The sequence below is a fragment of the Streptomyces sp. NPDC097981 genome (genome assembly GCF_040302565.1).
GTDB lineage: Bacteria > Actinomycetota > Actinomycetes > Streptomycetales > Streptomycetaceae > Streptomyces.
This window is the reverse complement of the sequence record NZ_JBEORW010000045.1, coordinates 1-18,455: the sequence shown is the minus strand read 5'-3', so window position 1 is coordinate 18,455 and position 18,455 is coordinate 1. Positions and strand designations below refer to the sequence as shown.

At 73.2% G+C, this 18,455-nt stretch carries 16 protein-coding genes; 13 read left to right on the top strand and 3 right to left on the bottom strand.

Annotated features, from left to right (window positions below; translation table 11 throughout):
- The first annotated feature begins 7 nt into the window (after nt 1-7).
- From ABTY04_RS32420 to ABTY04_RS32410, 3 genes are all read left to right on the top strand, one after another.
- On the top strand, nt 8-271 hold the full coding sequence (locus ABTY04_RS32420; protein ID WP_003983763.1) for a WhiB family transcriptional regulator: 264 nt from the start codon (nt 8-10) through the stop codon (nt 269-271).
- 309 nt (nt 272-580) lie between these two features.
- Nucleotides 581-4,192 (top strand): glycosyltransferase family 2 protein, encoded by a 3,612-nt coding sequence (locus tag ABTY04_RS32415; protein ID WP_352217014.1) that lies wholly within the window; start codon nt 581-583, stop codon nt 4,190-4,192.
- Nucleotides 4,189-5,670: a DUF5719 family protein gene (locus tag ABTY04_RS32410; protein WP_352217013.1), complete on the top strand. Its 1,482-nt coding sequence runs from the start codon at nt 4,189-4,191 to the stop codon at nt 5,668-5,670. The genes ABTY04_RS32415 and ABTY04_RS32410 overlap by 4 nt, the downstream gene beginning before the upstream one ends.
- 69 nt (nt 5,671-5,739) lie before the next feature.
- Here the strand turns inward: ABTY04_RS32410 and ABTY04_RS32405 are convergent, their stop codons facing one another.
- Nucleotides 5,740-6,219: a metallopeptidase family protein gene (locus ABTY04_RS32405; protein WP_352217012.1), complete on the bottom strand. Its 480-nt coding sequence runs from the start codon at nt 6,217-6,219 to the stop codon at nt 5,740-5,742.
- A gap of 86 nt (nt 6,220-6,305) precedes the next feature.
- On the opposite strand from ABTY04_RS32405, the gene ABTY04_RS32400 reads away from it, so the two are divergent.
- The 6 genes from ABTY04_RS32400 to ABTY04_RS32375 all read left to right on the top strand — a co-directional run bounded on the left by ABTY04_RS32400 (nt 6,306) and on the right by ABTY04_RS32375 (nt 12,002).
- Nucleotides 6,306-6,737, top strand: coding sequence for a DUF3499 domain-containing protein (locus ABTY04_RS32400; protein WP_352217052.1), 432 nt, complete (start codon nt 6,306-6,308; stop codon nt 6,735-6,737).
- 77 nt (nt 6,738-6,814) lie between these two features.
- Complete coding sequence (locus ABTY04_RS32395; RefSeq protein WP_352217011.1) at nt 6,815-8,185, top strand: phosphomannomutase/phosphoglucomutase; 1,371 nt, start codon at nt 6,815-6,817, stop codon at nt 8,183-8,185.
- An 86-nt stretch (nt 8,186-8,271) separates the two neighbouring features.
- Complete coding sequence (locus tag ABTY04_RS32390) at nt 8,272-8,457, top strand: Trm112 family protein (protein ID WP_054222355.1); 186 nt, start codon at nt 8,272-8,274, stop codon at nt 8,455-8,457.
- A 175-nt stretch (nt 8,458-8,632) separates the two neighbouring features.
- Nucleotides 8,633-9,766 carry an SIS domain-containing protein gene (locus tag ABTY04_RS32385; RefSeq protein ID WP_352217010.1) on the top strand — a complete coding sequence of 378 codons (1,134 nt, stop codon included), beginning with the start codon at nt 8,633-8,635 and terminating at the stop codon, nt 9,764-9,766.
- A 43-nt stretch (nt 9,767-9,809) separates the two neighbouring features.
- Nucleotides 9,810-10,967 carry a mannose-6-phosphate isomerase, class I gene (gene manA, locus ABTY04_RS32380; protein WP_352217009.1) on the top strand — a complete coding sequence of 386 codons (1,158 nt, stop codon included), beginning with the start codon at nt 9,810-9,812 and terminating at the stop codon, nt 10,965-10,967.
- A gap of 105 nt (nt 10,968-11,072) precedes the next feature.
- Nucleotides 11,073-12,002 (top strand): cation diffusion facilitator family transporter, encoded by a 930-nt coding sequence (locus ABTY04_RS32375; protein ID WP_352217008.1) that lies wholly within the window; start codon nt 11,073-11,075, stop codon nt 12,000-12,002.
- Between the two features lie 73 nt (nt 12,003-12,075).
- Here the strand turns inward: ABTY04_RS32375 and lepB are convergent, their stop codons facing one another.
- Nucleotides 12,076-12,738 carry a signal peptidase I gene (gene lepB, locus ABTY04_RS32370; RefSeq protein ID WP_352217007.1) on the bottom strand — a complete coding sequence of 221 codons (663 nt, stop codon included), beginning with the start codon at nt 12,736-12,738 and terminating at the stop codon, nt 12,076-12,078.
- 388 nt (nt 12,739-13,126) lie between these two features.
- Between lepB and ahcY the strand changes: the two genes are divergently transcribed.
- The 3 genes from ahcY (at nt 13,127) to ABTY04_RS32355 (ending at nt 16,003) form a co-directional block, all read left to right on the top strand.
- Nucleotides 13,127-14,563, top strand: a complete 1,437-nt coding sequence (gene ahcY, locus ABTY04_RS32365) for an adenosylhomocysteinase (RefSeq protein ID WP_352217006.1) — start codon at nt 13,127-13,129, stop codon at nt 14,561-14,563.
- A 117-nt stretch (nt 14,564-14,680) separates the two neighbouring features.
- Complete coding sequence (locus ABTY04_RS32360; protein WP_352217005.1) at nt 14,681-15,298, top strand: hypothetical protein; 618 nt, start codon at nt 14,681-14,683, stop codon at nt 15,296-15,298.
- Between the two features lie 120 nt (nt 15,299-15,418).
- Complete coding sequence (locus ABTY04_RS32355; protein ID WP_352217004.1) at nt 15,419-16,003, top strand: hypothetical protein; 585 nt, start codon at nt 15,419-15,421, stop codon at nt 16,001-16,003.
- A gap of 40 nt (nt 16,004-16,043) precedes the next feature.
- Here the strand turns inward: ABTY04_RS32355 and ABTY04_RS32350 are convergent, their stop codons facing one another.
- Nucleotides 16,044-16,967 carry an RDD family protein gene (locus ABTY04_RS32350; protein ID WP_352217003.1) on the bottom strand — a complete coding sequence of 308 codons (924 nt, stop codon included), beginning with the start codon at nt 16,965-16,967 and terminating at the stop codon, nt 16,044-16,046.
- 103 nt (nt 16,968-17,070) lie between these two features.
- Here ABTY04_RS32350 and ABTY04_RS32345 point away from each other — a divergent pair, with 103 nt between their 5' ends.
- Nucleotides 17,071-18,078: a stage II sporulation protein M gene (locus ABTY04_RS32345; RefSeq protein WP_352217002.1), complete on the top strand. Its 1,008-nt coding sequence runs from the start codon at nt 17,071-17,073 to the stop codon at nt 18,076-18,078.
- Nucleotides 18,079-18,455: the final 377 nt, after the last annotated feature.

Here is an 18,455-nt window from a genome sequence, read left to right as displayed (position 1 = left end):
GGCGCACATGACCGAGCTGTTTCAGGAACTGCTGGTCGAGGAGGCGGACGAAGAGCTCGGATGGCAGGAGCGCGCTCTGTGCGCCCAGACCGACCCCGAGTCCTTCTTTCCCGAGAAGGGCGGCTCCACCCGCGAGGCCAAGAAGGTCTGCCTCGCCTGCGAAGTCCGCTCCGAATGCCTCGAATACGCACTCGCCAACGACGAGCGGTTCGGCATCTGGGGCGGCCTGTCCGAGCGCGAACGCCGACGGCTGAAAAAGGCCGCCGTCTGAAACAGCCGGAGCGCCCCCGACCCGGCGCCCACGGCAGACCGCACGGCACGACCCGCAGCACACGGAACAGCGCACGCAGCAGTGCGCAGAGCAGTACGCAGAACAAAGCAATGAGCAGAGCAAACGGTCCGCCTCCTGCACCTTCCCCGCAGGAGGCGGACCGCTGTGTTTCCAGCCGTTAGTGTGGGGCGCTGTCCAGCAGCCTCCGGGAGCACACCACCCCGGACCCACTCCCCCAGCTACCGCTGGGAGGTGCCCCCACACGGACCGCGTCAGGGGGGACCCCCAGGCCGGAGGGCCAGTAGAGCGATGTCCCTGCACAGCCAGTCGACGGCCTCCTACCAGGCTGCCGCCACACCCGAGTTCCCCCGGCACGTCGTCACCGCGGTCCTCGTCGCCCACGACGGCGCCCGCTGGCTGCCCAAGACGCTCGCCGGCCTGCTCGGCCAGGAACGCCCCGCCCAGAGCCATGTCGCCGCCGACACCGGAAGCGCCGACGAATCCGCGCGCCTGCTCGGCGAGGCCCTCGGCGACGACCGCGTCCTCCACCTCGCCCGCCGCACCGGTTTCGGCGCCGCCGTCGACGAAGCCGTCCGCAACGCCGGCACCCTGAGCCCCGAGGACCTCCCGTACCTCAAGCGCCCCAGCGGCTGGGACCCCGTCAGCCGCACCTGGCGCGACGACGCCTACGACCTCCCCGACCTCCCCCACGGCGAACCCGTCCAGTGGCTCTGGCTGCTCCACGACGACTGCGCCCCCGAGCCCGACGCCCTCACCGAACTGCTGCGCGTCGCCGAGGAGAACCCCGACGCCGCCGTCATCGGCCCCAAGCTGCGCGGCTGGTACGACAAGAAGCAGCTCCTCGAAGCCGGCGTCACCATCGCCCGCAGCGGCCGCCGCTGGACCGGCCTCGACCGCCGCGAACAGGACCAGGGCCAGCACGACCAGATCCGCCCCGTCCTCTCCGTATCCACCGCCGGCATGCTCGTACGCCGCGACGTGTACGACGCCCTCGGCGGCTTCGACCGCCGCCTGCCCCTCATGCGCGACGACGTCGACTTCTGCTGGCGCGCCCAGAGCGCCGGCCACACCGTCCTCGTCGCCCCCGACGCCGTCATGCGCCACGCCGAGGCCTCCGCCCGCGAGCGCCGCACCGTCGACTGCGCCGGACGCACCAGCGCCAGCCCGCACCGCGTGGACAAGGCCGGCGCCGTCTACACGGTGCTCGTCAACAGCTCCGGCCGCACCCTGCCGTACGTGCTGCTGCGCATCCTCGTCGGCACCGTCCTGCGCACCCTCGCCTACCTCGTCGGCAAGGCCCCCGGCCAGGCCGTCGACGAGATCACCGGCCTCCTCGCCACCCTCCTGCGCCCCGGCCGGATCCTCGGCGCCCGTCGCAGACGGGGCCGCCCGGCCGTCCCCGCCAAGGAACTGCGCCCCCTCTTCCCGCCGCCCGGCGCCAGCCTGCGGGCCAACGCCGAACAGCTCGCCGGGTACTTCGGCGGCGACCGCGACACCGACACGGCCGCCATCGGCCGCCACGGCGGAGCCGTCGAGTCCGGCCCCGGCGGCGACGACGCCGACTACCTGGAGATCGAACAGTTCGCGCGCCTCAAGCGGATCGCCCGCAACCCCGCGCCCGTCCTCTTCGCCCTCCTCCTGCTCGTCTCCGTCATCGCCTGCCGCGCCCTCCTCGGCGGCGGCTCCCTGATGGGCGGCGCCCTGCTGCCCGCCCCCGACAGCGGACTCGCCCTCTGGCGCAGCTACACCGACGACTGGCAGCCCGTCGCCGCCGGCTCCACCGCCGGAGCGCCCCCCTACCTCGCAGTCCTCGGCGCCTTCGCCACCCTGCTGTTCGGCTCCACCGCCGCCGCGCTCACCCTGCTACTGGTCTGCTCGGTCCCGCTCGCCGGGCTCACGGCCTACTTCGCCTCCCGGCCGCTCGTCGAGTCCCGGCTGCTGCGCGCCTGGGCCGCCGTCGCCTACGCCTTCCTGCCCGCCGTCACCGGCGCCCTCGCCGGCGGCCGCCTCGGCACCGCGGTCCTCGCCGTCCTGCTCCCGCTCATCGCCCGCTCGGCCGTCACCGCCTTCGGGTTCGGCGCGGCCGAGGGCGAGCGGGCCGGCTGGCGCCCGGTGTGGACGTACACCCTGCTCCTGACGCTGGCCACCGCATTCACCCCCGTCGTGTGGCCGCTGGCCGCCGGCCTCGGGACGGCCGCCCTCGTGCTGCGCCGCGCCGAGTGGAAGACGTACGGGCTGCGGCTGCTCGCCACCCTGGCCGTCCCGCTCCTCGTGCTCGCCCCCTGGTCGCTGAGCCTGCTCACGCACCCCGGCCGGCTCCTGCAGGAGGCCGGACTGCCGTTCGGGTCCGGCTCGGCCACCGCCCTGGACCTGCTCGGCATCAGCCCCGGCGGCCCCCGGACCGCCGGCGGCCTGCTGCTCGTCGGCATCGTCCTCGCCGCCCTGGCCGCCCTGCTGCGCGCCGAGCGGCGGTTCGCCGTCCGCACCGCCTGGGCCGCCGCCCTCGCCGGGATGCTCCTGGCCGTCGTCGTCAACCGCACCGGCTGGGCCGGGCCCGCCACCCTCGTCCAGGGCCTGGCCCTCCTCGCCGCCGCCGCGGTCGGCGCCGAGGGCGCCAAGGAGCGGGTCGCCGCCAGCAGCTTCGGCTGGCGCCAGCCGCTGGCCGCGCTGATCGCGCTCGCCGCGGCCGCCGGCCCGCTGCTCGGCGCGGCCGGCTGGATGATCAGCGGCGCCGACGGCCCGCTGGAGCGGCGCGACCCGGTCCAGGTCCCCGCCTTCGTCGCCGAGGAGAGCGGCACCCGCGACCAGGCCCGCACCCTCGTCCTCGGCGGCACCTCGCCCGCCACCGTCTCCTACACCCTGGTCCGCGGCTCCGGCGGCCGCCTCGGCGACGCCGAGGTCGCCGCCGCGGCCGGCAGCAGCCCCCGGCTCGACAAGGTGGTCTCCAGCCTCGTCGCCGGCTCCGGCGCCGACCAGAGCGACCAGCTCAGCGGCTTCGCCATCCGCTACATCCTGGTCCGCGACGGGGCCCCGCAGCAGATGCGCAAGGTCCTCGACACCACCCCGGGCCTGAGCCGCCTCAGCCAGCTCGACGGCAGCGCCCTGTGGCGGGTGGACCGCCAGGTCGCCCGCGCCGCCATCGTCTCCGGCAAGCCGGGCGAGGCCCCCATCCCGGTCGCCTCCGGCCCCGTCGAGGTCCACACCAAGATCCCGGCCGGCGAGGCGGGCCGCGTGCTGCGCATCGCGGACAGCACCGCCCCCGGCTGGCAGGCCACCCTCGACGGCAAGCCCCTCAAGCCCAAGACCCTCGACGGCTGGGCCCAGGGCTTCGAACTGCCCGCCGCCGGCGGCCGCCTCGACCTCGTCCACGAGGACGCCCTGACCCGGACCGCCTGGCACTGGGCCCAGGGCCTGCTCGCGCTCGTGCTGCTCGTGATGGCCCTGCCGGGCCGCCGGGCGAGCCTCGACGACGACCTGCCGGAGGAGGAGGCGGAGGCCGCCGACCGGCCCGCGGCGGGCGAGGCCGGCGAAGGCCGCCGGGCCCGCCGGCTGCGAGCGGAGGCGCAGTCCGCGGCTGCCGTCGAGGAGCCCTCGGGCGCGGTCGCCGATCCGTACGCGGAGATCCCGGCGCAGCCGGTGTACGGCGAGGAGGCCTACGCGTACCCGGCGTACGGCGACCAGGGCTACGCGTACGAGCAGCAGCCCCAGCAGCCCCAGCAGCCGTACGTGCCGGCGCCCGCGCAGTCCCCGGAGTACGAGCAGTACCCGTACCCGCAGCAGGGCTACGACGCCGGGCACGGGTACCCGCAGCAGCCGCCGTACCCCTACCCGCCCCACGAGCAGCCGTACGACACCTACGGACAGCACGATCCGCGTCCGGACGGGAGCCCCCAGCAGTGAAGCAGCGCGCACCCCTGACGCTGGCGGCGGTGGCCGCGGCCCTGGCGGCCGTCACCGGCGTCGGCTACCTCGCCGCCCCCTCCGCCCCGGCCGCCGACGCCAAGGCGGCGGCCGCGGCCCGGATGCCGGTGGAGCGGTCCGCGCTGGTGTGCCCGGCGCCCAGCTCATCGGACATCGCGGAGACCACGTACACGGCGTTCACCCCCGGCGGATCCGGCGCCGGGGGCAAGGGCACGGCCCGGCTCCTCGGCGCGACCAAGGAGGCCAAGCCGGTGCTGGAGCTGAAGGGGCGCGGCAAGCCGGCCGGGGCCACCGCCTCCGGCGCGGAGGCGCCCGCGCTGACGGGTGTCGCCGACGGGGTCCTGGCCCCCGGCTGGACCGCGCAGCAGACCACGAAGGTCTCGGTCGGCCGGGCGCGCGGCGTCCTCGGCGTGGGCTGCACCACCCCCGGCACCGACTTCTGGTTCCCCGGCGCGAGCACGGCCAAGGGGCGCGAGGACTACGTTCACCTGACCAATCCGGACGACACCGCGGCCGTGATCGACATCAAGATGTTCGGCCCGGACGGGGCGGTCAAGTCCGAGGGCGGCACCGGAGAGAACATCCGGATCGACCCCAAGTCCACCAAGGCCGTCTCGCTGGCCTCCCTCGCCCCCGGCGCCCAGCTCGCGGACGTCACCGCCCACGTGACGACCCGGGCGGGCCGGGTCGGCGCCTCCGTGCAGGTCGGCGAGGAGGGGGTGGGCGCCGACTGGCTGCCGGCCTCCGCCGACCCGGCGGGCTCGCTGGTGCTGCCCGGGATCCCGGCGGACGCGGCCTCCGTACGGCTGGTGGCCTTCGCTCCGGGCGAGGAGGACGCGGACCTGACCGTCAAGCTGGCCGGGCCGAACGGCTCGATCAGCCCGGCGGGCAACGAGCAGCTGCACCTCAAGAGCGGCATGACGGCGAGCGTCGACCTCAAGGACGTGACCCGCGGCGAGGCGGGCTCGCTGCTGCTGACCCCGGCGAGCGGCAAGAAGGCCGTGCCGGTGGTGGCGGCCGTCCGCGTGGTCCGCGGCAGCGGCGCCAAGCAGGAGCTGGGCTTCGTCCCGGCGGCCGCACCGGTCGGGACGCGGGCCACGGTCGCCGACAACCGGGCCGACGAGAACGCGACGGTGCTCTCGCTGACGGTGGCGGGCGGCACCGACGCGAAGGTCAAGGTGACGGCCTCGCCCGGCACGGAGGCCGGGGAGCCGGCCTCGAAGGAGGTCACGGTCAAGGCGGGCACCACGCAGACGCTGTCACTGGCCCCGGCCGGGGCCAAGGGCGCCTACGCGCTGACGGTCGAGACCGTCTCCGGCGGCCCCGTCTTCGCGGCCCGCACCCTGACCCTGCCCCACGAGGGCGTCCCGATGTTCACGATCCAGGCGGTGTCGGACGACCACGCGATGGTCTCGGTCCCCAAGGCCGCCCAGGACCTCACGGTCCTGACCCGGTAGCCCCGCTCCGGTCCCCGGGACCGCTCCGGTCCCGGGCAAGCCGGTCCCGGGCGCCGGCCCCGGCGGCGGTCAGTCCTGGCCGTACCGGGGGTCCACCGTCTCCGGCGACAGCCCCAGCAGCTCCGCCACCTGCTCCACCACGATCTCGTGCACGAGCAGCGCCCGCTCGTCCCGGCTCTTCGTACGGATCTCCACCGGCCGCCGGAACACCACGACCCGCGCCGGCATCCCCGGCCCCGCCGGCTCCGACAGCACACCGAGCGGCACCGCCTCGTCGTTCCAGCCGGCGTCCGGACCGCCCGGCGGCCCCGGGACGTCCGCGACCACGAACTCCACCTCCGCGAGCTGCGGCCAGCGCCGCTCCAGCCGCTCGACCGAATCCCGTACGAGGTCCCCGAACAACTCCGTCCGGCTCGCCGACAGCGGCACCTGCGGCGGAGCCAGCGGCCCCCGCATCCCGCGGCCGTGCCGGTCGCGACGGCGCGGCCGCGGCTCGGCGGGGGGCTCGGCGGAACGGGGCGGGATGGGGGGCAGGGGGCTGTCCGTCACCCTCGCAGCGTAGCCGTCAGAGCCCCTCCCACCCGGGTCTTTCCGGACCCGCCGCGCCCCGCCGGGGGCACGACACGGGGAGTGGCCTGCGGGAGAGTCGTCGCGGCCCGGTCAAGAGTGCGGTACCGTCCAACGTCGTGAGCCCTGTACGTCGCTGTTCGCGCACCGCGTGCGGCCGCCCTGCCGTCGCGACACTGACGTACGTCTACGCCGATTCGACCGCAGTTCTCGGTCCGCTCGCCACCTACGCGGAACCCCACTGCTACGACCTGTGCGCCGAGCACTCCGAGCGCCTGACCGCCCCGCGCGGCTGGGACGTCGTGCGCCTCACCGACGGTTCCGCGCCGTCCCGCCCGAGCGGCGACGACCTCGAAGCCCTGGCGAACGCCGTCCGCGAAGCGGCCCGCCCGCACGACCGTGCCGCCGAAGCCGGCGGAACCGGTCCGGGCAGCGGTGGCAGCAGCACCGGGGAGACCCGCAGGGGACACCTGCGCGTCCTGCGTTCGCCCGACTCCTGACATACACACGGTCTGAAAAGTCGCTCTCCGTGCAGGGTAGGTTTGCTCCACCGCACAGGACCTCAGGAGGGCAGGCAGTGGCCGCAGATCTTTCGAACATCGTCAAGGCGTACGACGTACGTGGTGTCGTACCGGACGAGTGGGACGAGTCGCTGGCCGAGCTGTTCGGTGCTGCTTTCGTGGAGGTCACCGGCGCCACGGCCATCGTCGTCGGCCACGACATGCGTCCCTCCTCGCCCGCCCTGTCCGGCGCCTTCGCGCGCGGCGCCGCCGCCCGCGGCGTGGACGTCACCCTGATCGGGCTGTGCTCCACCGACCAGCTGTACTACGCCTCCGGCATCCTGGACCTGCCCGGCGCGATGTTCACGGCCTCCCACAACCCGGCCCGGTACAACGGCATCAAGCTCTGCCGGGCCGGCGCCGCCCCCGTCGGCCAGGACACCGGCCTCTCCACGATCCGCGAGCTCGTCGAGAAGTGGTCCGAGGAGGGAGCCCCCGCCGTCGCGGACGGCACCGTCCCGGGCACGGTCACCGAGCAGGACACCCTCGCCGGCTACGCCGCGCACCTCAAGTCCCTCGTCGACGTGAGCGCCGTACGCCCGCTGAAGGTGGTCGTGGACGCGGGCAACGGCATGGGCGGCCACACCGTCCCCACCGTCTTCGAGGGCCTGCCCCTCGACGTCGTCCCGATGTACTTCGAGCTGGACGGCACCTTCCCCAACCACGAGGCCAACCCCCTCGACCCGAAGAACATCGTCGACCTCCAGGCCCGCGTGAAGGCCGAGGGCGCCGACCTCGGCCTCGCCTTCGACGGCGACGCCGACCGCTGCTTCGTCGTCGACGAGCGCGGCGAGGGCGTCTCCCCGTCCGCCGTCACCGCCCTGGTCGCCGCCCGCGAGCTGGCCCGCAACGGCGGCACCGGCACCGTGATCCACAACCTGATCACCTCCTGGTCCGTCCCGGAGGTCGTCCGCGAGCACGGCGGCACCCCCGTCCGCACCCGCGTCGGCCACTCCTTCATCAAGGAGGAGATGGCCAAGTCCGGCGCCATCTTCGGCGGCGAGCACTCGGCGCACTACTACTTCAAGGACTTCTGGAACGCGGACACCGGCATGCTCGCCGCGCTCCACGTCCTCGCGGCCCTCGGCGGCCAGGACGGCCCCCTGTCCGAGCTGGTCGCCTCCTACGACCGCTACGAGGGCTCCGGCGAGATCAACTCCACCGTCGCCGACCAGACCGACCGCCTCGCCGCCGTCAAGGCCGCGTACGGCTCCGCCGAGGGAATCACCCTCGACGAGCTCGACGGCCTGACCGCCAGCTCCGCCGACTGGTGGTTCAACCTGCGCGCCTCCAACACCGAGCCGCTGCTGCGCCTCAACGTCGAAGCGCGCGACCCCGCGACCCTCGCCAAGGTCCGCGACGAGGTCCTCGCACTCGTCCGCGCGTAAGCGCCGTGTCACCGCCGGGCCGCGCGACGTGCGGCCCGGCGGTACGCTGACCTCGCCCAATCCGCATGTTCGAAGGGAACCGCCCCATGCCGCTCGAAGCCGGCCTTCTGGAGATCCTCGCCTGCCCCGCCTGCCACTCGCCCCTTGAGGACAAGTCGGCCGACGAGACGGCCCCCGAGCTGATCTGCACCGGCCGGGACTGCGGCCTCGCCTACCCGGTCCGCGACGGCATCCCGGTCCTCCTCGTCGACGAGGCCCGCCGCCCCGCCTGAGCCGCCGCCCCGCCCGAGCCCAGGCCACCGTGGCCCCGGTCCGGCCGCACCGGCCCGATCACCGGCCCGGCCCCGTCCACCGGGCCGGCCAGGCCACAGGCACAGGGCGCCCGTCGCAGCGCCGGGCGCCCGAGCAACCGAGTCGCCCGCCCTTCCCGACCAGCCGGAGGCCGCAATGCTCGACGAGTCGCTCCTCGACGCACCGGAGGAGCTCGCCCGCGCCGACCGCCGCGGCCTGCTCCGCGGAGCCGCCGAGGCCGGGGCCAGAGTCCGCACCGCAGCCCGGCACTCGACCGAGGCGGGTCTCGCCGACCTGCGTCCCGACGGCCGGCCCCGCGCCGTCCTCATCGCCGGGGCCGGCACCGCCGCCACCGGAGTCGCCGACCTGCTCGGCGCCCTCGCCGGAGCCTCCGCTCCCGTCACCCGCCTGCACCCCACCGGTGTCGCACACGCCGCCGGAGCCCTGCGCTGGGCGCTGCCCGGCTGGGTCGGCTCCGTCGACCTGCTGCTCCTCGCCACCACCGACGGCACCGAACCCGGGCTCGCCGTCCTCGCCGAGCAGGCCTACCGGCGCGGCTGCACCGTCGTGGCCGTCGCGCCCGAGCGCTCCCCGCTGAGCGAGGCCGTCGACGGCGCCCACGGGCTCCTCGTACCGATGGCCAAGGCCCCGTACCAGGAGTACGACGAGTCCGCCGCGGCCGGCCCCGGCGCCCTGTGGGCCCTGCTGACCCCGCTGCTCCTGCTCCTCGACAAGGTCGGGCTGATCACCGCAGCCCCGGAGACCCTCCAGCGCGTCGCCGACCGGCTCGACCGCACTGCCGAGCGCTGCGGACCGGCCATCGCCACGTACTCCAACCCGGCCAAGACCCTCGCCGCCGAGCTCGCCGACTCCCTCCCGCTCATCTGGAGCGAGGGCGCCGGCGCAGGCCCGGCCGGCCGCCGCTTCGCCGCCACCCTCGCCGAACTCGCGGGCCGCCCCGCACTGGCCGCCGACCTCCCCGAGGCGCTGCCCGCCCACGGGGTCCTGCTCGCCGGCTCCTTCGCCGCCGGCGCCGATCCCGAAGACTTCTTCCGTGACCGCGTGGAGGAGACCCAGGCCCTCCGTGCCCGCGTCGTCCTGCTGCGCGACCGGCCCACGGGCGGCCTCACCGCCGCCCCGGCCGCGCGCGAGCTCGCGCTCAGCCACGACACGGCCATCAGCGAGCTCGAACCAGAGGAAGGCAGCGAACTGGAACAGCTCGCCGAGCTCCTCGCCGTCACGGACTTCGCCACCGCCTACCTGGCGCTGGCGAGCAGGGGACACGGCTGAGCACACCACCGTGCCGGCCCTTCATCCAGGAAGACGGACGAAGATGGACCGCCTGACGAACACGATCCGCCCCTACGCCTGGGGATCGACCACCGCGATCCCCGGGCTCCTCGGTGTCGAACCCACCGGGGAGCCCCAGGCCGAGCTGTGGATGGGCGCGCACCCCGGCGCCCCGTCGCGCCTCGACCGCGGCGCCGGCGAGACCACCCTCGCGGACGTCATCGCCGCCGACCCCGAGCGCGAGCTCGGCGCTGCCGCCGTCGCCAAGTTCGGCCCCCACCTGCCCTTCCTCTTCAAGATCCTCGCGGCCGGTGCCCCGCTCTCCCTCCAGGTCCACCCCGACCTGGAGCAGGCCAAGGCGGGTTACGCCGAGGAGGAGCGCCGCGGGATCCCGATCGACGCGCCCCACCGCAACTACAAGGACCCCAACCACAAGCCCGAGATGATCTGCGCGCTCACCCCCTTCGACGGCCTGTGCGGCTTCCGCGCGCCGCTGGAGGCCGCCGACCTGCTCGACGGCCTCGGGGTGGACTCCCTCAAGCCGTACGTCGATCTGCTCCGGGCCCACCCGGAGGAAGCGGCCCTGCGCGAGATGCTCACCGCCGTACTGACCGCGGACCGCGCCGAGATGGCCCGTACGGTCGCGGAGGCCGGCGCCGCCATCGAGCACCGCGCAGGCCCGTACGCGCCGTACACCTCGCTCGTCCACCACTTCCCGGGCGACCCGGGGGTGATCGCGGCCATGCTCCTCAACCACGTCCGACTCCAGCCCGGCGAGGCCATGTTCCTCGGCGCCGGAGTCCCGCACGCCTACCTCGACGGCCTCGGTGTGGAACTGCTGGCCAACTCCGACAACGTGCTGCGCGCCGGGCTCACCCCCAAACACGTGGACGTGCCCGAGCTCTTGAAGATCGTGCGGCTCGAACCCGGCGACCCGGCCGTGCAGCGGCCCGAGGGCAACGGCGAGGAGGTCTACGAGAGTCCCATCGACGAATTCCGGCTCTCCCGCTTCGCCCTGGCCCCCGGCGCCGCGCCCCACGCCCTCCCGGACGCCGCCCCGCAGATCCTGCTCTGCACGGCGGGCCGCCCGAAAGCGGGCGAAATGACCCTGGTCCCCGGGGAATCGGTCTTCATCCCGGCGGGTGAAACGGTCGAACTGTCCGGTATCGGCACGATCTTCCGTGCCACCGTCGCCGTCTGACACAGCGCCCGCGGATACGGATACGGCTACGGCTGCAACAATGTGCGGCCGTAGCGCGGCGCCCCGGGCAGGGCCGCCGCACCAAGGAAGGGACTCCGGAAACCCATGAGCGCGTCGGGCGGAACCAGGGCGATCGTGGCGGCACTCGCCGCGAACCTCGCCATCGCTGTAGCCAAGTTCGTGGCCTTCGTCTTCAGCGGCTCGTCGTCGATGCTCGCGGAAAGCGTCCACTCGCTGGCCGACTCCGGGAACCAGGGGCTGCTGCTCCTCGGCGGAAAGAAGGCCCAGCGCGAGGCGACGCCGCAACACCCCTTCGGATACGGGCGCGAACGGTACATCTACGCCTTCCTCGTCTCCATCGTGCTCTTCACCGTCGGCGGCATGTTCGCCATCTACGAGGGCGTCGAGAAGATCCAGCACCCGCACCCCATCGAGGACTGGTACTGGCCGATCGGCGTGCTCGTCTTCGCGATCATCGCCGAGGGGTTCTCCTTCCGTACGGCCATCAAGGAGTCGAACGAGCTCCGCGGCGCCCTGTCGTGGACCCAGTTCATCAGGCGCGCCAAGGCCCCCGAACTCCCGGTGGTCCTGCTGGAGGACTTCGGCGCACTCATCGGCCTGGTCCTGGCCCTCGGCGGCGTCGGCATCGCGCTCGCCACCCATGACGGCGTCTGGGACGGCATCGGCACCCTCTGCATCGGCACCCTCCTGATCCTCATCGCGGTCGTGCTGGCCGCCGAGACCAAGTCCCTGCTGCTCGGCGAGGCCGCGGGCGCGGAGGACGTCGAGAAGATCAAGGCCGCGCTCGTCGACGGCGACGTCGTCACCCGCGTCATCCACATGCGCACCCTCCACCTCGGCCCCGAGGAACTCCTGGTCGCAGCCAAGATCGCCGTCCGGCACGAGGACACGGCGACCGAGGTCGCCAATGCCATCAACGCAGCGGAGGCCCGGATCCGCGAGGCGGTCCCGATCGCCCGCGTGATCTACCTGGAGCCCGACATCTACGACGCGGAAGCGGCCGCGAAGGGCTGACGCCGTATGAGGGCCCCCGCAGCGCGGACGCACCGCGGGAGCCCTCGTCCGTACGGACGTTGCGCGGCGGGTGCTACCAGCCGGCCATGAGCATCCGCCGCGCCCGCCTGCGCACCACGAGGGCCGCGACGCCCAGCCCGCCGCCGACGAGGAACACGGCGATCCCGAGGAGGCCCGCCGCCCCGGCCGCCAGGAAGCCCACGGGTGCCGCGACGGCCCTGCCCCGTATCGCGGAGACCGGCAGGGTCCCGTCGTGGTCGGAGAGCCGCAGGTGCGAGTCGTACGAGTTGCCGCGGTTGTCGCCCATCACGAACATCCGCCCTTCGGGCACGGCCACGTCGAAGGCGGCCGTCGCCGGTGTGGACCGGTCCTTCAGGTACGGCTCGTCCAGCGGCACGCCGTTGAGCTTCAGCGCGGGGTCGCCCGGCTTGTACGAGATCCGGTCACCGCCCAGCGCCACCACCCGCTTCACGACGTCCCCCTCCCGGACCCAGGCCGGAGCAGAGATCAGGGCGACGTCCCCGCGCCGGATGCCGCCCCCGCCGCCGAGCTTGAAGTAGGCGGTGTCGCCGCGCCGGTACGTCGGGTCCATCGACTCGCTCGGGACGTGGCGGGACGCGTACCCGTCCCCGATGAACAAGGCGGTCGTCACCGCCGTCCCGAGGGCCAGCACCCCGCCGAGCACCAGCAACGCCAGTGCCCAGATCCCGAGTCTTCGCCCCGGCCTGCTCTCCATGTACGTGTCCCTCCCGAACCGCGGTACGTGCGGTGGGAGATCGTACGGACGGCACCCCGCCCCGTACGCGGAGGGGTGCCGTCCGCCGGATCCCGCGAAGCGCCTCCGGGACCGCCGCCCGCCGGACGGCCCCTGTGCGCGCGGCTGTTCGCGCGGATTCGCGCCGTTTCGCGCGGCGACTTGCTTCCCGGCCCGCTGGGGCGCGCTCGACCGACCGGTGTAGATTCGTCATCAGTGTCAGGCGTCGCTGCTGATGGCGGTCGGGCGGTCCTCGCGACCGGCCGAGGGGAGAGAGGGCCCCCGACGGACTGAGTGCTCGGTGCACCGTCCCACGGACGATGCGCGGCTCAGCCGTACCCACCCTCTCGAACCAGGAGGAGCAGCACCCATGGACTTCAAGGTCGCCGACCTTTCCCTTGCCGCTTTCGGCCGCAAGGAGATCACCCTGGCCGAGCACGAGATGCCCGGTCTGATGTCGATCCGCAAGGAGTACGCCGCCACGCAGCCGCTGGCCGGCGCCCGCATCACCGGCTCCCTGCACATGACCGTGCAGACGGCCGTCCTGATCGAGACGCTGGTCGCCCTCGGCGCCGACGTCCGCTGGGCCTCCTGCAACATCTTCTCCACCCAGGACCACGCGGCCGCCGCCATCGCCGTCGGCCCGAACGGCACGCCGGAGAACCCGCAGGGCATCCCCGTCTTCGCCTGGAAGGGCGAGACGCTGGAGGAGTACTGGTGGTGCACGGAGCAGGCGCTGACCTGGCCGAACACCCCCACCGGCGGCCCGAACATGATCCTCGACGACGGTGGTGACGCCACCCTTCTCGTCCACAAGGGCGTCGAGTTCGAGAAGGCCGGCTCCGCCCCGGACCCGTCCACCGCGGACTCCGAGGAGTACGGCCACATCCTCACCCTGCTGAACCGCACCCTCGGCGAGACCCCGCAGAAGTGGACGCAGCTCGCGTCCGAGATCCGCGGCGTCACCGAGGAGACCACCACCGGCGTGCACCGTCTCTACGAGATGATGCAGTCCGGCGACCTGCTCTTCCCGGCGATCAACGTGAACGACGCCGTCACCAAGTCGAAGTTCGACAACAAGTACGGCTGCCGCCACTCCCTCATCGACGGCATCAACCGCGCCACCGACGTCCTCATCGGCGGCAAGGTCGCCGTCGTCTGCGGCTACGGCGACGTAGGCAAGGGCTGCGCCGAGTCCCTCCGCGGCCAGGGCGCGCGCGTCATCGTCACCGAGATCGACCCGATCTGCGCGCTGCAGGCGGCGATGGACGGCTACCAGGTCGCCACCCTGGACGATGTCGTCGAGACGGCCGACATCTTCATCACGACCACGGGCAACAAGGACATCATCATGGCCTCGGACATGGCCAAGATGAAGCACCAGGCGATCGTGGGCAACATCGGCCACTTCGACAACGAGATCGACATGGCCGGCCTGGCCAAGGTCGAGGGCATCGTCAAGGACGAGGTCAAGCCGCAGGTCCACACCTGGAAGTTCCCCGACGGCAAGGTCCTGATCGTCCTGTCCGAGGGCCGCCTGCTGAACCTCGGCAACGCGACCGGCCACCCGTCCTTCGTGATGTCGAACTCCTTCGCGGACCAGACGCTGGCCCAGATCGAGCTCTTCACCAAGCCGGAGGAGTACCCGACCGACGTCTACGTGCTGCCCAAGCACCTCGACGAGAAGGTCGCCCGCCTCCACCTCGACGCCCTCGGCGTCAAGCTCACGACGCTCCGTCCGGAGCAGGCCGACTACATCGGCGTCAAGGTCGAGGGCCCGTACAAGCCGGACCACTACCGCTACTGATCCCTTGATCCCCGCGGATCCGCAAGCCTGAGCCAGGCCCCCGGCACCCGTGCCGGGGGCCTGGCCCGTACGCACGACCCATACGCACGCCCCGTACGCCAGCAAGGACCCCCGCCCATGCCCCGCGGCCGCTACTCGCTCCACGACCCGCACGACCACACCCCCCTCGGCGAGGAGCACTTCCACTGCGCGCCCGGCCCCTCCGGCTGGCGTTACGTCGCCCAGCGCACCGGCCCGGACGGCGACCACCGCGGCTCGGTCGACCTGGCGATCGACGAACTCGGCCGCCCCATCCGCCTCGAAGTGAACGCCGCCGGCTGGCAGGTGCGCGGCGCCGCCATCGACGGTGTCACCTGGGTGCGTTCCGACCCCGCCGGCACCGGGGCCACGGAGGGCAACGTCCAGGCCGCGGGCTTCACCGGCACCTCGCCGGCGTTCCTCGTCGCGACGGCCCGCCTGCTGCGCCTGACCCCCGGCGCCCCCGCCACCCGGGTCCGGCTCGTGGCGCTCACCGACCCGGTGCTGGCCCCCCGTACGGTCGACCAGGCATGGGCCCTGCTGGGGCGATCCGAGCACGCGACGGACAGCGGCCCGCTCGTGGTGGACGAGTACCGGGTCACCGCCCTGGACACCGGCGAGGTCCACGCGGTCCACCTGGCCGGCGACGTGGTCCTCGCGGCGCCGGGCATCGAACTCGAACACCTGGAGACCCCGCCTTCCACGTTCGAGGACTGACGCGGTGGCGCTCCTGCAAGGGTCTCTTCGCCGATTGGATCTTCCGCCCGTTCCTGGTGTAGAACACCCGTCGTCGATCGATCATGATCACGACAAACATTGACACGGGGGAAATTCCACATGAGCTCAACCAGGAATGTCATGGGCGCCATCGCGCTCTGCGCCGCGCTGGGAGCAGGTCTCACCGCGTGCGGCCCGACGGAGGACGGGGCCGCGGCCTCCTCGTCGAAGGCGCCCTCGGCGGCTGCTTCCGCGCCCGCCTCCGCCGCGCCGAGCGCTGCCGCGAAGCCCTCGAAGGGCGCCAAGGGCGGCGACGCCCAGGGCGGCGAGAACGACTGCGGCAAGCCGCCGACGCTGCCCGCGGGCGTCAAGATGATCGAGGTGGGCCTCCACCGCGACATCAGCGTCGTCGAAGCCTTCGACGCCAAGCCGAAGTGCACGCCCAACGACTGGATCTACCACGGCGAGGGCGACCCCAAGGGCTACAAGCTCCCCACGGACATCAAGGCCGAGCTGGCCCTGAGCGCCGGCCCCGGCCAGTACAAGCCGGTCACCCGCGAGGAACTGTCGATGCACATCGACGGCTGCCTGAGCCAGGACCACCGCAACATCAAGGAGCCCTTCGGCTGCTACGGCAACGTCTACGAGATCACCCTCAACGCCAAGGGCGAGATCGCGACGATGCGCGAGCGCTGGTCGGTCTGATCCCGGAGGGCACCCAGGTGCCCGGCCCCGCCGGCCAGGATCAGGCCGGCGGGGCGAAACCGGTCCGGCGCACCGGCTCGGGGGCGGGAACGACAGGCGCCGCCTCGGCCGGGCCCGGGCCCACGGCCGGACTGCCGACCGACGTCACGGGCGCAGCAGGCGGCACGGGCATCGCGGGATGCAGAGCGACGGGGCCCACCACGGGAACACCCGGACCGGGACCGAAGGCGCGGGCCGCGTCCCGCGCCTGGCGCTCGTGCACCACCGCCATCAGGAACGCGGCGGCCGGCACGCCGATCGGCGCCGGCGCCCCCGTACGCGCCACCAGATCGTCCGCGAGCCGCGCCGCCATCGCGGCGCCCACCTGCGGGTCGAGCTGGTTCATCCGCGTCAGGTACTGCCGTACCGCCAGCCACAGTCCGTCCGGCACGGCCGACAGGTCCAGTCCGGAGAACCGCCCGGCCAGCCACGGCGGCGGCGGGGGTACCGGCATCACCGCAGGCCCCTGCACCCTCTCCCGGACGACCAGCGCGCCCGCGAACACATCCCCGAGCCGCCGCCCCCGCGCCGACACCAGAGACGCGATGCAGGCCACGGCTCCGAAGGTCGCCAGCAACTCCACGACGCCCATCGCCCCGCGCACCAGCGCATGCCGGAAGCGGATCGGCCCGCCGTCGTCGCGCACCACCCGCAGCCCGCAGGCGAGCTTCCCGAGCGAGCGCCCGTGGGACAGCGTCTCCACCGCGATCGGCACACCGACCAGTACCAGCACGAAGCTCGCCACCGACACCGCGGCCTGCGCGGCCGGATCCAGCGAGGCGGTCGCGAGGGTCAGCCCGATCGAAACCAGCAGGTACCCGGTGAGGTACACCAGCAGGTCGAGGAAGATCGCCAGCGCCCGGCTCGGCAGCCTCGCCGGCCGCAGCCCCAGGACGACTGCGTCCCCCGTCACCAGATCGCTCACCCTGCACACCTTTCCCGTGACCGGACCCGCCCCTTGGGTCATCCAGTCTGCCAAGCTGACCACGGTAGAAGCAGGGTCCTGGGGCAGGGGAGCGGTAAACCGGATGGATCTCGACGTCTTCGTGACGGCCCACCGCGCGGAATGGGACCGCCTGGAACAGCTCCTCGGCCGCGGTCGCAGGCTGACCGGAGCCGAGGCGGACGAGCTGGTCGCGCTCTACCAGCGGGCCTCCACGCACCTCTCGCTGATCCAGTCCAGCACCCCCGACCCCATGCTCACCGGCCGGCTGACCCAGCTCGTCGCCCGCGCCCGCGCCACCGTGACGGGCACCCGCCGCGCCGGCTGGCGCGACGCGGCCCGATTCTTCACCGCCGGTTTCCCGGCCGCCGTCTACCGCAGCCGCCGCTGGTGGATACCGACGGCGCTGATCTCCACGGCGGTCGGCGTCCTCATCGGCTGGTGGATAGCCACCCACCCGGAGGTACAGGGCGCCATCGCGGCTCCGGAGGACCTGAAGGCGCTCACGAAGCCGGGCGGCGGCTACGAGACGTACTACTCCAGCAACCCGGCGGGTTCGTTCGCCGCCCAGGTCTGGACGAACAACGCCCAGGCCGCCGCGATCTGCCTGGTCCTGGGCGCGTTCCTGGGCCTTCCGGTGCTCTGGATCCTCTTCCTCAACATGCTCAACCTCGGCGTCGGCATCGGCCTGATGGCCTCCGTGGGCCGCCTCGACGTCTTCCTCGGCCTGATCCTGCCGCACGGGCTGCTCGAACTGACCGCGGTCTTCGTGGCGGCGGGCACCGGCCTCCGCCTCGGCTGGACGGTCATCGACCCCGGCCCCCGCACCCGCCGCGCCGCCCTCGCGGAACAGGGCCGCGCCGCGCTGGGCATGGCGATCGGACTGGCGGTGGTCCTGTTCGTATCGGGCCTGATCGAGGGCTTCGTGACCCCGTCCGGCCTTCCCACCTGGGCCCGCATCACGATCGGCGTCGTCGCCGAGGCCCTGTTCCTGGCGTACGTCTACGTCCTGGGCGGCCGCGCCTCGCGGGCCGGCGAGGTGGGCGACGTGGAGGCCGCCGACCAGGCGGCCACGCTGCCCACCGCGGCCTGATGTGCGTACGACCCCGCTCAGCTGCTAGTCTCCTCGTCGTCCCGCAGCGACTGTTGACACAGCCGCGGTGGGGAGGTAGATTCGAACGGTTGCCTCGAACTGGACAAGTTCGGCAGTGATGGTTTAAGATCTTTCTCGCCCCCAAGGAATTGAATTCCGATGGGGCACAGTCGACTCCTCATTCAGGAATCTGAAGCCGGGAAATCCGGTGGAAAACTTCTGATAGAGTCGGCACCGCCGGAAAGGGAAAACGCGAAAGCGAAGGACCTGGAAAGCAAGCGAGACTGACTCTGATAGAGTCGGAAACGCAAGAACGAAAGCCCGGAGGAAAGCCCGAGAGGGTGAGTACAAAGGAAGCGTCCGTTCCTTGAGAACTC

Coding starts and splice junctions, on each gene's coding strand:
- lepB (WP_352217007.1), bottom strand. CDS start 12,738: ATGGAGAGCAGGCCGGGGCGAAGACTCGGGATCTGGGCACTGGCGTTG.
- ABTY04_RS32385 (WP_352217010.1), top strand. CDS start 8,633: ATGCTCGACGAGTCGCTCCTCGACGCACCGGAGGAGCTCGCCCGCGCC.
- ahcY (WP_352217006.1), top strand. CDS start 13,127: ATGGACTTCAAGGTCGCCGACCTTTCCCTTGCCGCTTTCGGCCGCAAG.
- ABTY04_RS32375 (WP_352217008.1), top strand. CDS start 11,073: ATGAGCGCGTCGGGCGGAACCAGGGCGATCGTGGCGGCACTCGCCGCG.
- ABTY04_RS32420 (WP_003983763.1), top strand. CDS start 8: ATGACCGAGCTGTTTCAGGAACTGCTGGTCGAGGAGGCGGACGAAGAG.
- manA (WP_352217009.1), top strand. CDS start 9,810: ATGGACCGCCTGACGAACACGATCCGCCCCTACGCCTGGGGATCGACC.
- ABTY04_RS32345 (WP_352217002.1), top strand. CDS start 17,071: ATGGATCTCGACGTCTTCGTGACGGCCCACCGCGCGGAATGGGACCGC.
- ABTY04_RS32355 (WP_352217004.1), top strand. CDS start 15,419: ATGAGCTCAACCAGGAATGTCATGGGCGCCATCGCGCTCTGCGCCGCG.
- ABTY04_RS32390 (WP_054222355.1), top strand. CDS start 8,272: ATGCCGCTCGAAGCCGGCCTTCTGGAGATCCTCGCCTGCCCCGCCTGC.
- ABTY04_RS32360 (WP_352217005.1), top strand. CDS start 14,681: ATGCCCCGCGGCCGCTACTCGCTCCACGACCCGCACGACCACACCCCC.
- ABTY04_RS32415 (WP_352217014.1), top strand. CDS start 581: ATGTCCCTGCACAGCCAGTCGACGGCCTCCTACCAGGCTGCCGCCACA.